Origin of the sequence: Gorillibacterium timonense, from assembly GCF_001457415.1 — a bacterium.
Lineage (GTDB): Bacteria > Bacillota > Bacilli > Paenibacillales > NBRC-103111 > Gorillibacterium > Gorillibacterium timonense.
In genome coordinates, this window is the sequence record NZ_LN881724.1 from 243,815 (window position 1) to 261,413 (window position 17,599).

Annotated in this window: 3 protein-coding genes; all 3 read left to right on the forward strand. The window is 56.5% G+C overall.

Features of this window, described 5'->3' with window-relative positions; genetic code table 11:
• Positions 1-137: 137 nt before the first annotated feature.
• The 3 genes from BN2684_RS13930 to BN2684_RS13940 all read left to right on the forward strand — a co-directional run bounded on the left by BN2684_RS13930 (position 138) and on the right by BN2684_RS13940 (position 17,306).
• A complete protein-coding gene (locus BN2684_RS13930; RefSeq protein WP_159065803.1) occupies positions 138-5,057 on the forward strand; it encodes an S-layer homology domain-containing protein in 4,920 nt (1,639 codons plus the stop codon).
• 112 nt (positions 5,058-5,169) lie between these two features.
• The gene (locus tag BN2684_RS13935; protein WP_058302784.1) at positions 5,170-12,795 is read left to right on the forward strand and encodes an S-layer homology domain-containing protein; all 7,626 of its coding nucleotides are present in this window, start codon (positions 5,170-5,172) and stop codon (positions 12,793-12,795) included.
• Positions 12,796-13,115: 320 nt separating this feature from the next.
• The gene (locus tag BN2684_RS13940; protein ID WP_058302785.1) at positions 13,116-17,306 is read left to right on the forward strand and encodes a cadherin-like beta sandwich domain-containing protein; all 4,191 of its coding nucleotides are present in this window, start codon (positions 13,116-13,118) and stop codon (positions 17,304-17,306) included.
• Positions 17,307-17,599 lie beyond the last annotated feature (293 nt).

Sequence of the window (17,599 nt, forward strand, 5' to 3'; positions counted from 1 at the left end):
TGTGTCAGACAAGAGGGGAGCCATTTCACACGAAATGGCTTGCCCCTGCAAATTATCGCAGTTTCCCTATGTGAAAAGTGTAGATAGAAGACTTGCTTCAACGTTAAGACTCTAAGCATTGGAGGACGATGAATCGAATGAAAAAATGGATATGTGCCTCATTAATCTTGTCTTTGGTCGCATCTGTATTTTCTGTAAATCATGTTGACAGCGCTTACGCGTCACCGCCGCAGGATGGAGGGACGAATGCAGCGGTTGCGATGACCTCGGCTCAGCTTGCGGACAGCACGGCCACTCAGCAGCGATGGCTGTCTGTTCCAGATTCCCGCATTGTGCTAAACCCGGGCAATCATCCGGATAGCGGCGCTCATTTTCCGCTCGGAAGCGGTTATTATGTTCAAGGAAAAGCCAAGGGGCAGGATCGGCTGCTGGAGACCTTCCAGGCAAGTGGGATGGTACCTCCCAAGGGCGGTGAACAAAGACCTGTCAAGTTTGATGAGCCGTTCGACAATCTCTCGACCAATGACTGGAAGACTTCCGGTGTAACCGCCTCCGCAGTGGATGGCCGTGCTGTGGTCACGACAACAGGTGACTGGGGGAGCATCACCTCCAAGGAGATCACACTGAACCTTACCGAATCGCCTTACCTGGTGGTGACGGTGCCGAAAGCGACCGGCAAATGGGCGCTCAAAATCGACAAAGGCTATCAGCGGATGGTCCAGTCGGACACGACCGATACAGGCTCCTTTCTGTTTGACCTCAGGACCTTGTCTGAGACGAAGGAGCTGACGGGAGACCAGACCTTCAAGGTCATGCTCTTTGTCAGCGGAGGAAGCGGGAACACGGCCGAATTCGATTCCTTGCAATTTCAAGGGGCCCCGGCAACGGGGGGATCTGCAAACCCCGATGAGGGCAAGGAGATCGGCTTCCTGGATGAATTCGATTCCTTTACGTATAAGCTGTGGAAAACGGCAGAAAGCGCCGGCAACGATACCGTTATGACCTTCGAGGACGGGCTCAGCAAAATGACGATCGGCTCGAATGCCGGCTACGGCGCTATCGAGCGTCAAGTGACGGTCAATCTCAGCGAGACTCCGTCGCTCAGCATCAAAGTTCCGGAGACCACCGGGAAGTGGGCCATCAAGCTCAATACCGGAGGATCGTATGAACCGTATGTCCTTCAGAACGACACTTCGGCAACGGGCGTCTTTACATACGACCTTGCCGGAATCACGGGCTGGTCGGGAGTCAAAACCTTCAAGATCAAGATTTTCCAGGTTGGCGCTCAGGGCTCCTGGACGAAGCTCGACCGCTTAACGATTCACGCCGATGACCGTTGGCTGAACACGGCATCTACGTCGCAGACGACGTGGCGCCCCGAAGCGATCGATTACAGCGGGACCTATGCGGCAGGCACGGTTACGGGCTCCGATCTCTTCTATGACACCGAATCGGCGACGCGGACGATCCACTCCGACTTGTCTTCTGGAGCTGTCGCGGTCGCTGGCGAGTACACCGGCTCCGCAGCCTTTGCAGCCGATCGGAGCGTTCTGACGGTCGTTGACAAGGATCGGGATTACACGTTTGCGATTGCTTTGCCGGAAGGAACGACTCCGCTCTATTTCTCTTCGGCCAATGACGTGCGTCTGGGTCGCAACGCGATGGAGACGCCTTCTTCGGGCTCGGGTTACTGGGTTGCGACCTTGCCTGGCAAAGGGGACTATGCCGTCGGCGTCGGTTATGCCGTCGGTGGAGATGCGAACGCCGCCAACACAGCTGTCGAGAGAGCAAGAGCGGCGGCAACGCTTGAGGGAGCGGCGACCAGCCGAGCTCACTATGCTGAGTATTGGGATAACTTCCTCGCCAAGGTTCCGGTTGTGGAGGATTTCAATATCCTTCATGTCAATCAGGTCGGCGTTACCCCGGAAGATGTGAAGCAAATGTACTATATGGCATGGATCGGGCTTTCTCAGAACATCCTGCCGCCAACGCCCGAGCGCGGGGGATCGCATCGGCAGATCGCGACCGGGAAACCTTCGATGTACACGTCCGGACCGCGCGGAGCGGAAGCTTCGGCAAGCTGGGATTCACTCTTCGGCATGCAGTTCATGGCTTATGTCGAGCCGGATATCGCATGGGAGACCTTCGAGGGCATGATGGCGGGAGTCGAGTCGGACGGGAAACTTGGAGGCGAGTCGCTCCCCGCCCGGAAGGCGCAAACCGCTTGGATTCTCTATGAGGTAACCGGAGACAAAGAACGACTTGCTGGAATTTACGACAATCTGGTCAAGCATTTGCGGTGGGCAGCCAAAAATCTGCGCTGGAGCTTCGGCGACGGCGGCCCGAATGAACGGGACGGAGAGTTCGTCATCTCCCTCATCATCGATTACGGGTATGCGCGTCAAATTTCCGAGCTGCTTGGCAAAACGGCGGATGCAGCAGAGTGGGTAGACTCGGCGCTGAAGCTGAAGGAAGACTACAAGAACTGGTTTTTCCCGAAGAAAGGCACCACTCTCTATAAACATTGGCTGGACGGCAGCCGACCAGACGATACCGGGTTGACCATGTATGTGACAACGGGGCTTCATGTGCCTGAGCTTCCCGAATATTACGTCAACGAACTGGTCGATCGCTTCCACTCCGAATACAATCCGGCCATGCAGTTGGCGGGCTTGGGTAATGAATCGCTCAAAGCGCCTGACGCTCAATTCATGACTTACGGACTTCTGGATCAGGGCAAGGTTGAAGAGGCCACCGTGCTGATCCATTCGTTCACCCGCGATATCGTGCGGACGAAGACCTTCGCAGAGGTTTACCAAAAGTCCTCGGAGGATATCACGGCGATTCCTATTGCAACGAGCATCTATCCATCCATCTTCGGCAACATTCATCTGATCGATAACCTGTGGATAGCCAATGGCTATCGGATGGACCTGGGCGCTCCCGCATTCGTCCGGCTGCCCGAATCGACCGGTGGAATCAAGGGACTCACCTGGATGGGCAAAGGCTTCGATGCGGACATTGACGGTTCGACCATCCGGATGACCGGAGAAGCGACGGAGCTTCCCGGCGCTTATTCCAAGATTACGGCTCAGACCGGCGTGACCGTTCAATGGGGAACGAATTATGAGGAACCGGCTGTTCCGGCAGCGCCTGCAAATCTGTCAACGCTTGCGGGAGATGGAAAGGTTACGCTTCGCTGGGATGCCGTTCCGAATGCGGACAGCTACCAGGTGTATCGCTTCGAAGGCGGCGCGGCTCCAACCGATCCGAGCGCTTGGCAGCTTGTAGAAGCGAACATTAAAGCGACGACTTTTACGGCTGCGGGTCTGACGAATGGTACGCACTACGCCTTTGCAGTCAAAGCGGTAAATCTGGTTGGGGAAAGCGACTTCTCCCCCGCCGAGATTGCGACCCCGACTGGAGAAGTACTCGCGGTTCCATCGACTCCGGTGAACCTGACGGCATCGGCGGGGGGCGGCGAAGGGACGCTGAGCTGGGATTCCTCGGCGGATGCAGTATCTTACGCTGTCTACCAGTACGAAGGCACAGCGGCTCCGGCTGATCCAGCCGACTGGAGGCTGCTGACTTCCAGCGTAACAGCGGCTACCTATACGGTATCCGGACTGACGAACGGCACGAGCTATGCGTTCGCCGTGAAGGCCGCGAATGCGATCGGAGAGAGCGATTTCTCTAATGTGACGATCACGGTGCCGGTTGCGAAAGCGCCAGAGCTTCCGGCAGCGCCGCAGAACCTGACCGGTACGGCAGGGGATGGAACCGCGGCTCTGAACTGGAGCGCGGCCACTGGTGCCGATCACTATTCCGTCTACCGCTACAAGGGAGGAGCTCCGGCTGATCCCGGATCATGGGAGCTTGTCCAGGCGGGTGTTACCGTCACCGGTTACACTGTAACCGGGCTGACAAATGGAACGAGCTACGCGTTCGCCGTGAAGGCCGTAAATGCGGCTGGGGAGAGCGTGCTTTCGAACATGGCGGTCGTGGCTCCAGCAGCTCCGGTAACGCCGGATAACGGAGGCAATACCGGCGGCACAGGTACGGGAAGCAGCGAATCGTCTACGGTTACCTCTACGAACGGAAGCATTGTCATCCCGAACGGCAAATCTGGCGAGGTGAGCTTGAACGGAGACGTTTCGGTTTCGCTTCCGGCTGGTACAGCAGACGGCGAGTTGCGCGTGATCATTGAGAAGCTCGCAGCGGCAGCGGTACCTCAAGCCGATCAGGGAGCCTTCGTCAGCTCCGCATACGAGATGACGAAGAATGTTCCGGGGCTGTTCCGCAAGCCGGTTACGATCACGATGAAGTTCGATCCGGCTAAGGTAGGGGCCGATCAACGGGTTGCGATCTTCTACTATGACGAAGCGAAGAAGACCTGGGTGGAAGTAGGCGGTGTCGTGACCGGCGATTGGATCGCCGCCGTGGTGAACCATTTTACGAAATTTGCGGTATTGGCGGTTGATGAGAAGACTACCGAAGCAGAACCGGAGCAGCCTGCTGTCACGTTCACGGATATCGCCGGACATTGGGGCGAGAATGCCATCCGGAACGCGGCGAGCAAGAAGCTGATCACCGGATACCCGGATGGAACATTCAAGCCGAATGGGGCAATCACCCGGGCGGAGTTCACGGTGATGCTGGCGAAGGCATTTGGGCTTAAAGGAACGGGCTCGACGCTCTCCTTCACGGATGATGCGAAGATCGGCGCGTGGGCGAAGGAAGCGGTAGCGCAGGCGGTGGAAGCCAGAATTGTCAGCGGCTACACGGACGACAGCTTCCGTCCGAACGAACACATCACGCGCGCAGAGATGGCGGCGATGATCGCGAGAGCGCTTAAGCTGCCGCTGGATGCGGAATCGGCCACCAGCTTCGCAGATGACGCAGTCATTCCGAAGTGGGCGAAGGCTGCGGTCGAAGCCATGTACCAGTTGGGGATCGTGAATGGCCGCAGCAGTGACAAGTTTGTTCCGAACGACACGGCAACCCGCGCGGAAGCTGTGACGATGCTGTTGAGAGCCATGGAACCAAGCAATCTGTAAGAAGTTGAGGCTGACGTTCCCCCTGATCGCGATCCTTTTCCACTTTCCGAGAATCGAGATTAGGGGGAGCTTAAGTTAGGATTACAGGAATGACATTTCGAAAGGAGATCTTATGCGCAAAAAGTGGCTTTCACTCGTATGCGTCACCGCATTGGCTGGCTCTCTTGTTCCCGTTATGCCAGAGAGAGCGGCAGCAGAGCCGGTATCCATTCCGGCCAGGACTATCTCCCAAATCAGCATTCCAGGTATAAGTGCATTTCCGAATCAACCCGCTCCCTATCAGTACATGGACTGGAAGCAGAGAGCGCGCGATTACGACGCCTTCGTCTACGATTGGAACAAAACCAGCGAGTTTCCCACTATCAAATGGGATACCACCCATTACAATCTTCCTTACAACACGTTCAAGCTGCCCTCGTATTACGGGGATGACCGGCTGGAGCTGGATGGGGATCAGGAAGCAGTGAACCTGATGGGGAGCGTGGCGGGGGCGACACTCGTCGGCGTGGACAAATCCAATCAAGACGGCAACAATTACGTCGATCTTATTCGCACATTTATGCAGACGGATAACAACCGCAACCTGTTCTTCAATTGGGCCAAGTCCGATCATACCCGCAACCAGACCGACTGGTGGTATGACCTCGCCCCCAACCTGCTCTATTACATCATTGCAGAACAGTATCCGAATGAACCGCATGCCGATGAATACCGCACCAAGATCGCCGATGCCTTGTACAAAATGACGGTCAGTCTGGGAGGAGAGAATGCGAATTTCTGGCATCAATCCTTCGACCATGACAAGCAAACTCCTGTCGACAGCAGCTGGACGGTTCCCGAAGGCGGCGTGATCAGCTCGCTCGTTCAGTACTGGGAGTACATGCGAACAGGAGACTCCAAATACTTGGATGCCGCCAAATGGGGCATGAACTACTTCAATGATATCGGAAGCAACCCTTATTACGAGGTAGGGGCCGTCTTTGCTCCCTATATCGCCGCGCGGATGAATGCGGAGCAAGGTACCGACTATGACCTGAACCACCTCTTTCAATGGATCCTGTCCGGCTCCAATGTGCGCGGCGGCTGGGGAACCCTCCAGGAGTCATGGAACGGCTATGATGTCTATGGCCTTCAGGGAAGCCGAAATGACGGCGGAGGGTATGCGTTTTTGATGAACACCTTCGCGACGGCCTTCTTTGCGCCCACGGTCAAATATGATCCGCGATATGCGGATACCGTTGGGAAGTGGCTTCTGAACGTCAGCAATGCCGCCCGCTTCTTCTATGCGGACCAGATGCCGCAAGACAAGCAATATTACGGCACTCAATACCAAAATGCTCCCGAGCATGTCATCGCCTACGAGGGGCTCCGGAAATCCGAAAACGGCCAGTCCCCGCGCGCGACGGGAGATCCGGAAAAGTTTTGGCAGCAATGGGGTGTAAGCGATACCACAACGAATTTGGGGCTATACGGCAGCGGTTGGGCCGGTTTCTTCGGAGCCCTGTTTGAAAAGACGAATGTCGAGAAGATTCTGCAGATCGACTTGAACACACTCGACTTTTACAAGAAAGAAAGCTATCCGACCTATCTCTATTACAATCCTTATGGCGAGAACAAGAGCGTAGAGATTGCTCTTGATTCTAGCTCGGACCTGTTCGATGTCATTTCCGGTCAGTATGTCGCCAAGGGAGTGAACGGAACGCAGAGCTTTACCGTTTCGGCGGGGCATTCCGTCGTGCTGGTCGTAGCACCGGCTGCTAGCAGCCTCCGCTATGACGGCAGCAAAACGCTCATCAATGACAAGGTAGTCGCCTATGCCGATCTGGATACGAATCTTGCCCTTGGGAAGACGGCCTCCGTCTCCTCAAACGATGGCTTTACCGCCAGCAATGCGGTGGACGGCAACGACTCGACCCGCTGGGCCTCCAAGGGAACCGATTCGGAATGGATAAGTGTCGATCTTGGCGGAACCTACACGATCGATCGCGTGCGGTTGAAGTGGGAGGCGGCCTACGGGAAGATGTACAAAATTCAAGTTTCGGACGACGCCGCAACCTGGAAGGATGTCTATACCGTTGAGAATGGCAACGGCGGCATCGACGACCTTTCCTTTGATCCCGTACAAGCGAAGTATGTAAGAATGTTGGGAACGAAGAGAGGCACCAACTACGGGTATTCGCTTTACGAGTTTGAGGTATACGGTCCGCAGGCGGTGGCGCCTTCGGCTCCGTCGGGGCTGACCGCGTCGGCCGATAACGGTCGGGTTCAGCTCAAATGGAACGCTGTACTTTCCGCAGAGACGTACGAAATCTATCGATATCAAGGTGAATCGGCGCCGACCGATCCCACTGCATGGACTCAAGTTCAATCGGGGGTAACGGGCACCTCCAGCACCGTCGAGGGGCTGGAATACGGAAAGCCTTATTTCTTCGCGGTGAAGGCTGTGAATGCAAACGGAAGCAGTGCGCTCTCCAATGCGGCTGCGATCATGCTGCGGGAGACGGACAAGGTGATCGGCACGGTTAATCTATCCGGCGACCCGATGTTTGACAGCGACAGCATCGCCAACAGCTTGAGCAACCAGTGGAGATGGCTCAGCTATCCTGGCGCACGTTTCTCGCTCAATCCGAACCAAAGCGGCGTTGGTATCGATGCCAATAAAGCTCCGATGTCGAAGGACCTTGCGTTCAACATCGGCGGCTTCCTCGGACCGGAGCAGATTCAGTATTTTGGTCTGATGAATGCCCAAATCGCTGCGAGCGGGCAATCCGGCAGCGCAGCGGCTTCGGTCAGCACGACGTGGTACCCGTACAAGATCGATTTCAACGCTTCTTATTCCACGCCTTCCGGCGTGAAGGTGCAGGGCTACGATTATTTTACCGACGCCGATTCCTCGGTCGTTCGGGTCCTGCAGGTAAACGGAACCGGGGACATGGATTTGATTCTCGGCGGAACCGTCGATAACAACGGAACGGCAAGCTGGGATGCAGCGAAGCAAGCGCTCGTCGTTACTGGTCCGAGCTACGCTTATGCGCTCACGTTCGCTGAACTGACAGGCGAAGACCTGACGGCTTCCCCCCTTGGCCTTGCCCCCGTTGTCAGTGGGAATACATGGTCGTTGCGCATTCCGGTCGGAACCGTTAGCGGCCGCACGTTTGCCGTCGGCTTCGGCTTCGCTCCTGTCGAGGAAGGGACGGATACGGCGGTAACCCGATCCGCGAGGAATTTCGAGCGGAGCGTGAAAAGTTCGCTTGCTGATACGAAGCAGGTGTTCGATACGTACCTGCGCAAGGTTCCGGCGCCGCAAACCTTCGGCATTCCCGCCGGTATCGACAGCAGAGGCGTGACGGCTGCTCAGCATCGGATGTTCTATTATGGAGCCTTTGCCTTCTTCCTGAACAACTACATGAATGTTCTTCCGGAGAATACGGCTTACTTTAACTATCCTCAAGTGGTGCTGGGCAAGGCTTCGACCTGGGGCTTCGGCGCTCCTTACAACAAGGGGTCCGTCGCCTGGGAGAGCTTCCTCGGTCAGCAGTGGCTGTCTTATATGATGCCGCGGCAAGCATGGGAAGCCTATGTCGGGACGATGTCCTTGGTAGGCGAAGACGGCTACATTCCGGGAGAGGTGCTGCCCGCTCGGAAGGCGCAAGCCGCTTGGGTGATCTATCAGAACGGCGGCGCTGCGAAGGAAGAGCTGGCCCAGGAGTATCCCGCTATTCGGCGCAACCTGCTCTGGCTGGAGCAGAATCCGCGCTGGATCTATATCGGCCATGACAATTCCGATGAGAAGGACGTCGAATTCATGGCATCCTTCCTGTTCGATGCCGACTTCGCGATCCGGATCGCGCGGGAGATCGGAATGCCGGATTCCGAGATCGCCATGTGGGAAGCGCACAAAACCCACGTGGAAAAGGATATCCGCGAATGGTTCCTGACCAATCCGAACAAGCTCAACCAATACTATTTCCTGAACAGCAAGAGCTTTTGGCTTGGCGAGAACGAATCGATTCTCAATGCGCTCTATTCGAACAGCCTGACAACGGCGGAGACCCGCATGCTGATGGACTTCTGGAGAGGCATGGCAAATGCGAATGCTCCGGTCAACGGACAGCTGTTCAAGTACGGGGTCATGTCGGTCAACGTGTACACCATGTTGAACAAGGGACTCAAGGGTGACGCGCGGCAGATCGTCTATACGGCGATTCGCGATACGATCAAGGCAGGAAACTTCTCGGAAAATATCCAAGCGGGCGGAAACGTCGAAGGGGTTAGCCCCAGTACGTTCACCGCAGCGGCCATGATCGACTTCACCTTGATGGCGAACCAGTTGGAAACCTACACTGGTGAACCGCGTGCGATTGACCTCGGGACATCGTGGGGCGAGACGGCATTGCCGGACGTCGAGGATTTCACATACGGAAGCGATTGGACGATGGGGAAGAATGCTTCCCTCACCGTTGAAGATGGAATCGGCACTATTACGGTCTTGCCGAATGCTACGGAAGACTGGGGCCATGTGGCGAAGAGGTTGAGCTACAATGTCAGCGACCATCCGACCCTCACGGTGAAAGTAACGAAAGTGAGCGACGGTGGTAAATGGGCGCTCAAGGTGTCGGATGGAGGCGACGACATCACGGTGCAGGGTGATACGAACCAGTCTGGAGAGTTCACCTACGACCTGAAGGCGTTGACCGGATGGAGCGGCAGCAAGCTGTTCACCGTCAGGCTGTTTGCGGCCGGCGGAAAGGGCAAGTCGTTCCAGATCGACTATCTGGCGACTGATAAGCTGCCCACATCCGAGCTCATCCCGGATAAACAAGGGTATGTTCTGGGGCAGCCGATTCAGATTTCTTACAAAGTGGCTGCAGAAGGGCAATACCGAATTGGCATTATGAAGGACGACGGAATCGACCCGAGTGAGAGCAATGAACCGCTCGTCGTCGAGAACGCGGGGAACCTCCTGAGCGGAACGGTTCGCTTTACCGTCGATCTGCCGCCGGGAGATTATCGAGTGGTCCTGCTGGAGGGCAACAGCTATGCGGTGGTTGCAACGGCGCCGTTCAAGCTGTTTGAACCGAATGCACCCAGCCAAGTGGAACTGCGTGTCGGCGTATCGGGCAAAGGGTGGATGAAGGGTAAGGTTACCGTCACGCCTCCCCAAAACTTGACCTATGTGGAAGACTACGTTCTGTACTGGGGTGGACCTGCAGGCCGGCTGACTGAACTGCCTCCGGTCGCGGTTATTCCGGGAGCAGATGGCGCTGTCAGCATCGAGTTGCCGGAAACCCCGATACCCGATGGAGCTGTCGGCATTCTGGCCTACTCGAGAACCAAAGGGTTCGAATCTTTGGCGTATGTCGAGGATGAGCTGCCGGGGCCAGGTCTACAGCCAATTCCGCTAACCGATTGGACCCAACTGTCGGACTGGACGGAAAAAAATGCGAAGGTGGAGACGGCGGACGGCGCGGGTCGAGTCACGGTGACCGGAAGTGATTATGGATATGTGGGCAAGCTCATGTCCTACAATGTCACGGATTATCCGATCATTCGAGTCAAGGTCGATTCCGTGGACAGCGGGGCGAAATGGGCGATCAAGTTGAACACCGGCTACAGCTTCAATAAAGACATCGTCCTTCAGGCGGATACCGATCAGTCCGGAGAACTGAGCTTCGATTTGCGTAAGATCAGCGGCTGGAAGGGGCAACGCACCTTCTCCTTCATGCTGTATGCAGCCGGAGGCCAAGGCAAAGGCTTCTCCATCAGCGAGCTGACCGCGCTGCCTGCGGTTGTGCTGGATGAAGAGCCTCAGCCGACCGTTCCGCAAGCGCCGATCGGCGTTCATGCGGCGGGTGGAGACGGAATGGCGATGATCGGTTTTGCGGCTCCGGAAGATAACGGGGGCAGCGAGATTGTGAAGTACGTCGTAACCGCTTGGCACGACGGTGCCGAGGTTGGAAAAGTGGAGGGGACGGCGAGTCCGATCGCCTTCACCGGTCTCACGAACGGAGAAGTGTACACCTTCACCGTGACGGCAGTCAACGCACAGGGTGAGTCGCCTGCGTCCGCTCCGTCGAACGAAGTGACTCCGTCAGCCGATCTACCGCCGGTTCCGGCGGCTCCGGTGAACTTGACGGGAGCGGCAGGGGACGGCGAAGTGAAGCTGAGCTGGGATTCCTCGGCGGATGCAGTATCTTACGCTGTCTACCAGTACGAAGGCACAGCGGCTCCGGCTGATCCAGCCGACTGGACGCTGCTGACTTCCAGCGTAACAGCGGCTACCTATACGGTAACCGGACTGACGAACGGCACGAGCTATGCGTTCGCGGTGAAAGCCGTGAATGCGGCCGGGGAGAGCGACTTCTCCAATGTGACGGTTGCCGTGCCGGAAGCGGCTGTACAACCGGAAGCACCGGCAGCGCCGCAGAACCTGACCGGTACGGCGGGGAACGGAAGCGCGGCGTTGACTTGGAATGCCATCGCGGGGGCGGATCACTATTCCGTTTACCGCTACAAGGGGGGAGTTCCGGCTGATCCCGGATCATGGGAGCTTATCCAGGCGGGTATTACCGCCACCGGCTACACCGTAACCGGACTGACGAACGGCACGAGCTACGCGTTCGCCGTGACTGCCGTAAATGCGGCTGGGGAGAGCGTGCTCTCGAACATGGCGGTCGTGGCTCCAGCAGCTCCGGTAACGCCGGATAATGGAGGCAATACCGGCGGCACAGGTACGGGAAGCAGCGAATCGTCTACGGTTACCTCTACGAACGGAAGCATTGTCATCCCGAACGGCAAATCTGGCGAGGTGAGCCTCGGTAGTGAAGTCACGGTTTCGCTTCCGATTGGAGCAGCAAATGGTGAGCTGCGTGTGATCATCGAGAGGCTCGCGGCGGAAGCCGTACCGCAAGCCGATCAGGGAGCCTTCGTCAGCTCCGTCTATGAGATGACGAAGAACGTTCCGGGGCTGTTCCGCAAATCGGTCACCATCACGATGAAGTTTGATCCGACCCGGGTGGGTGCGGATCAGAGAGCCGCCATCTTCTACTATGACGAAGAGAAGAAAGAGTGGGTAGAAGTAGGCGGAGTGGTGAACGGAGAGTGGATTACGGCTGTGGTGAATCACTTTACGAAGTTTGCGGTGTTGGCGGTCGGTGAGAAGACCGTTGAACCGGAGCCGGAGCAGCCTGTTGTAACATTCACGGACATTGCCGGACATTGGGGCGAGAATGCCATTCGGAACGCGGCAGGCAAGAAGCTGATCACCGGATACCCGGATGGCACATTCAAGCCGAACGGCGCGATCACCCGTGAGGAGTTCACGGTGATGTTGGCGAAGGCGCTTGGGCTGAAGGCATCGGGCTCGACGCTCTCCTTCGCGGATGAAGCGAAGATCGGCGCGTGGGCGAAGGAAGCGGTGGCGCAGGCGATGGAAGCCGGAATCGTCAGCGGCTACAAGGACGGCAGCTTCCGTCCGAACGAGCGCATCACACGCGCAGAGATGGCGACGATGATCGCGAGAGCGCTCAAGCTGCCGCTGGAAGCGCAAGTCGCAACCAGCTTCGCGGATGACGCAGCCATTCCACAGTGGGCGAAGGCTGCGGTCGAAGCCATGTACCAGTTGGGCATCGTGAATGGCCGTAGCAGTGACAAGTTCGTTCCGAACGATACGGCAACCCGAGCGGAAGCCGTCACCATGCTGATGCGAGTGCTGGAAAATATAGAAACGACGAAGTAAATAACGATTCTTGTAAACCGGTTCTCCCAGATGGGGAGGGCCGGTTTTTTTGCGTGCGGAAGGAGAGTTTGGCTTGTTCCTAGAGGAAGGATTCTTCGAGAAGTTCTTTTTAAACTCTTGATTAACACCTCTTATTTAACAGCACCTTCAAGTAACACCTGTCTAGCCTCTCCATCTCTTGCGTCACCTATAGGAAAAGTCTTTATCATTATTAAACAAAAATTATTATTTGCTGAGAGGAATTCTCAGTTTATTTGTCGAATTTATGAACAAGCACTCGACAGCATCGAGGAGATTACCGACTTTGGGGAGGCAACAAAATGCAGAAAGCAGTCCGCAAGCTTCGAATCGCGCATCTGGTCATTTTGGCTATGCTGCTACAGTTCATTCCGGGAGAATGGATGGCTGCTACATACGCAGCATCTGGACCGGAAACGTTCACGACCAAGAGCTACGACTCTATACCCAATAAACCCATGACCGATGTGACTTACGGGAACGGTACATACGTGGCAGTAGGATATTACGGCACTATAGTGAGATCAACGGATGCAGACCACTGGCAGGCTGTGAAAACCTCCGCTGACTCTCATTACAACGGCGTCACCGACCCGAACCAGTTTATGTTTTATGGGGCATCCTTCGGCAATGGAGTCTTTGTTGTTACGGGGTCGAAGGGAGTCATTCTCACTTCTCCCGACGGCATCACCTGGACGCAGCAAGCATCCGGTGTGACAAGCGACATTAGCTCGGTTCGCTACTTGACGTTAAATGGAAACTCCGCTTTTTATGCTCTGACTCAGGGCACTTACCTTACCTCTCCCGACGGCATTACCTGGACCCAGCATAACCCGGCGGGTTTCCCGGGAATCTATGGCCTCACTACCGTGACGGTAGGGAACGGAGGCACCCGACTGGCCTTTGGCGGAGGAGACGGCAAGATCTACTCCACGGTCAACGGAACGACTTGGTCTGCCTCTCAGCCCCAGAACCCGGATCACATGGGTTCATTGTCGATCAACATGCTGAGCTGGATGAAGGATCGCTATTTTATCTCTGACGCTTACGGGTATATCTGGATGTCAACGGACCTGTCGTCGTTCACCCTTGCAGGCAGTCCGTTTAAGCAAAGCTTGAGCCAAACCGACAATCAGATGTTCAATGGATTTTACGACGGGACGTTCTTCTATTTGTTCGGCAATCAAAGCCCGTATGGATATGGCGCTGTATATATGTCGACGACGGGAACCTCCTGGACGATGCAGCCGTTCAAGAGCGAATTCGTTGCGCAGAAGTCTGCTTACCTGAATGGAAAATACATCCGGGTAGGGAATGAGGGACTGCAGGTATCCACGGACGGCTCGAATTGGGAGTATAAATGGAGTGGGACGTTCCGGGATATCCTTTATGACGGTTCTCAGTACGTGGCTGTGGGAGCGCAAGGAAACGACGGGACGGTCTGGACCTCTCCCGATCTGTCCGATTGGACGTTAAGGACGATCTCTCCGCATGTGCGCTCCCTGAAAGCAGCGGCATACGGCAATGGCGCTTATGTAGCGGTGGGAGACGTCTATCAATCCAAACCGGCGCTGCTGACCTCCGCTGACGGAGCATCTTGGACGATTCAGTCTCCATTTACTCAATCGGAATCGTTGGGGGATGTGGCCTTCGGCAACGGCACCTTTGTCGCGGTCGGCTCGAAGTATTCCGGGAGTGCGAACAATCCTTTCTTAGCGACCTCCTCTGATGGGGTCCTTTGGAACAAGCCGACGCTTCCTGCGTCGAATGCGGAAGCCCTCTTTTCGGTGACGTATGCTAACAATCAATTCATTGTCATCGGTTATGGGTATGACGACGCTACCTATGAGGTCGATACGGTGAGCCTATGGACTTCGCCGGATGGCTTGGTGTGGACCGATCGATCCGCAGCTTATTCGAATCAAACCGACACGCTGGCCAATATCCTCTACGATGGAACGAAATACATCGCGAGCGGCAGCGACAGCAGCTATCAACTTTTTACAAGAAGCAGCGCCGACTTGGCATCCTGGAGCGCACCTTCGTTCGTGACGGGGGCCTCATTGTCTTATTCCTCTCTCCAATCCTTGCAACAGAAAAATGGCGTTCTCTATTTGCTAGGGACGAATTCCAGCAATGCGCCGGCTCTCTATTATTCTGCAGATGAAGGGAACACCTGGCAGGAGGTTCCAGGAAACGTGGCGAACTCGGAGGTCGGTGATCTTCTGGAGGCGAACGGAGCCATTCTTCTCGCGGGGTCGTCCAAACTCGTTATATCTTCAGTTGCACCGGTGGTACAAAACAGTACGGTTAATCCGACTGGCGCCACCTTCGACAAAAATACGGCTGATCCGAGCGCGGGCCACTATGCCGATGTCGCGGTGACCGTAACGCTGAAAGGCAACTCATTGTCTGGCTTGGAGCTCGACGGAGCTGCCATCAGCAGCAGTGCGTATTCGTTTGATGCTCAAACAGGCATGCTCATCTTGAAAAAGGAGTACCTGACTGGATTGGCAGTGGGCACGCATAGTTTCACATTGGGCATGAGCGGTGGAGTGAATCCGACGCTGACGGTGTCGATTGGCGACAGCACACCTGCTAAGTCGAACGACTCAACGCTGAGCGAGCTGAGGCTGAGCGAAGGCACGTTGGCCCCGGCGTTTGCGTCGGGCACGACGGGCTACACGGCGAGCGTGGGCAACGCGGTAACGTCGCTGACGGTGACGCCGACGGTGAACGAAGCGCATGCGACGGTCACGGTGAACGGAACGCCGGTGGCGAGCGGCTCTGCGTCCGGCGCGATCACGCTGAGCGAAGGTGCGAACACCGTGACGGTGGTCGTGACAGCGGAGGACGGCACGACGACGCAGACGTACACGATCACGGTAACTCGTGATTCGGCGCCGCCTGTAGCGTCGAACGACGCAACGCTGAGCGGGCTGACGCTAAGCGAAGGTACGTTGGCCCCGGCATTCGCGTCGGGTACGACGGGCTACACGGCGAGCGTGGGCAACGCGGTAACATCGCTGACGGTGACGCCGACGGTGAACGAAGCGCATGCGACGGTCACGGTGAACGGAACGCCCGTGGCGAGCGGCTCTGCGTCCGGCGCGATCACGCTGAGCGAAGGCGCGAACACCGTGACGGTGGTCGTGACAGCGGAGGACGGCACGACGACGCAGCCGTACACGATCACAGTAACACGGGAAACGGCTCCGACGGGGGGCTCGACCACAACGCCGCCTGCGGACAGTGGAGTCGAAGTATACGTGAACGGCAAAGCGGAGAGCGCGGGTACGGCTACCACCACGATGGTGGATAACCGAAGGACGGTCACCATCGACGTCGATCCGCAAAAGCTGGATGCTCGTTTGGCAGCCGCTGGTCCGAATGCCGTCATCACGGTCCTGTTCACGAGAGATGCCGATGTCTTGGTAGGTGAATTGAACGGCGATCTCGTGCGGAAGATGGAGCGGCAGAACGCTTCGTTGGAGCTGAAGACGAGCCAGGCTTCTTACAGGGTGCCTGCCCCGCAGATCGATATCCAGAAGCTTGCGAGTGAGCTTGGCGTGAACCCCGAGCAGGTCAAATTGCGAATCGAAATATCCAAGACCGGAATCACCATGCAGAACCTCCTCGAAGCGGCTGCGCAAAACAAGGGCTTTACCTTGACCGCACCGTCCTATGACTTCCGTGTGAGTGCGTTTTATGGAACGAATGTGGTGGAAATCACCTCGTATTCGGCATACGTGCAGCGGACAATCGCCATTCCCGCAGGTGTAGATCCGAGCAGGATCACGACAGGTGTAGTCGTGGAAGCGGACGGAACGGTGCGTCATGTGCCGACTCAGGTAACACAAACAGATGGAAACAGCTACGCTACGATCAACAGTTTGACCAACAGTACCTATTCCGTAATAGGGAATCCGGTGGAGTTTATCGACGTAGCCAGCCATTGGAGCAAAAACGCGGTGAACGACATGGGCTCGCGGATGATCGTGGAGGGAGTAGGCGGCGGATTGTTCGAGCCGGACCGGGACATCACGCGGGCAGAGTTCGCAGCTATCCTCGTCAAAGGATTGGGACTTCGACCGCAAGCCTATGACACCGCGCCGTTCACCGATGTGTCGGCGGATGCATGGTACAGCGGAGCGGTTCAGACCGCCTACAGCTACGGTCTGATCACCGGCTATGAAGACGGCAGCTTCCGGCCCACGGTAAAGATCAGCCGCCAGGAAGCGATGACGATCATCGCCAAGGCGATGAAAATCACGGGTTTGACCGAGAAGCTGAGCGGTACGGACGCGGTCCTCTCCGCTTATCAGGATCGTTCCGCCATCGCCTCATGGGCGTATAGCAGCATTGCAGCCTGTGTCGAGAGTGGAGTGGTCTCGGGTCGGGGAGCTGGCAAGCTGGCTCCGGCCTCCAGCATCACCCGCGCCGAAGTGGCCGTAATCGTACAGCGGCTGCTGCAAAAGTCCAACCTCATCTGAAGCTGAGGAACAATCGAGAAATCAAGCAGCTGAAGACCGGTTCCCGGATTGCCCGGGAGCCGGTTCTTTTATGGATAGGGATGGACTCTATCCCCCCATGAGGCTAAACTAGTACGGTGCATCCTTGAACGAGGGGATACGGAACAGCGTTGCTCCCTATGGATCCGATGGGGGAATTCATCGTATGAAGATGTTAGTACGCTGTCAACCTTGATCGTGTGGATACGAAGCGGCGTCAATCGGTATGAGAAGTGGTGCGATAACCACGGTTTGTGAGTTTACAGCGTACTAAG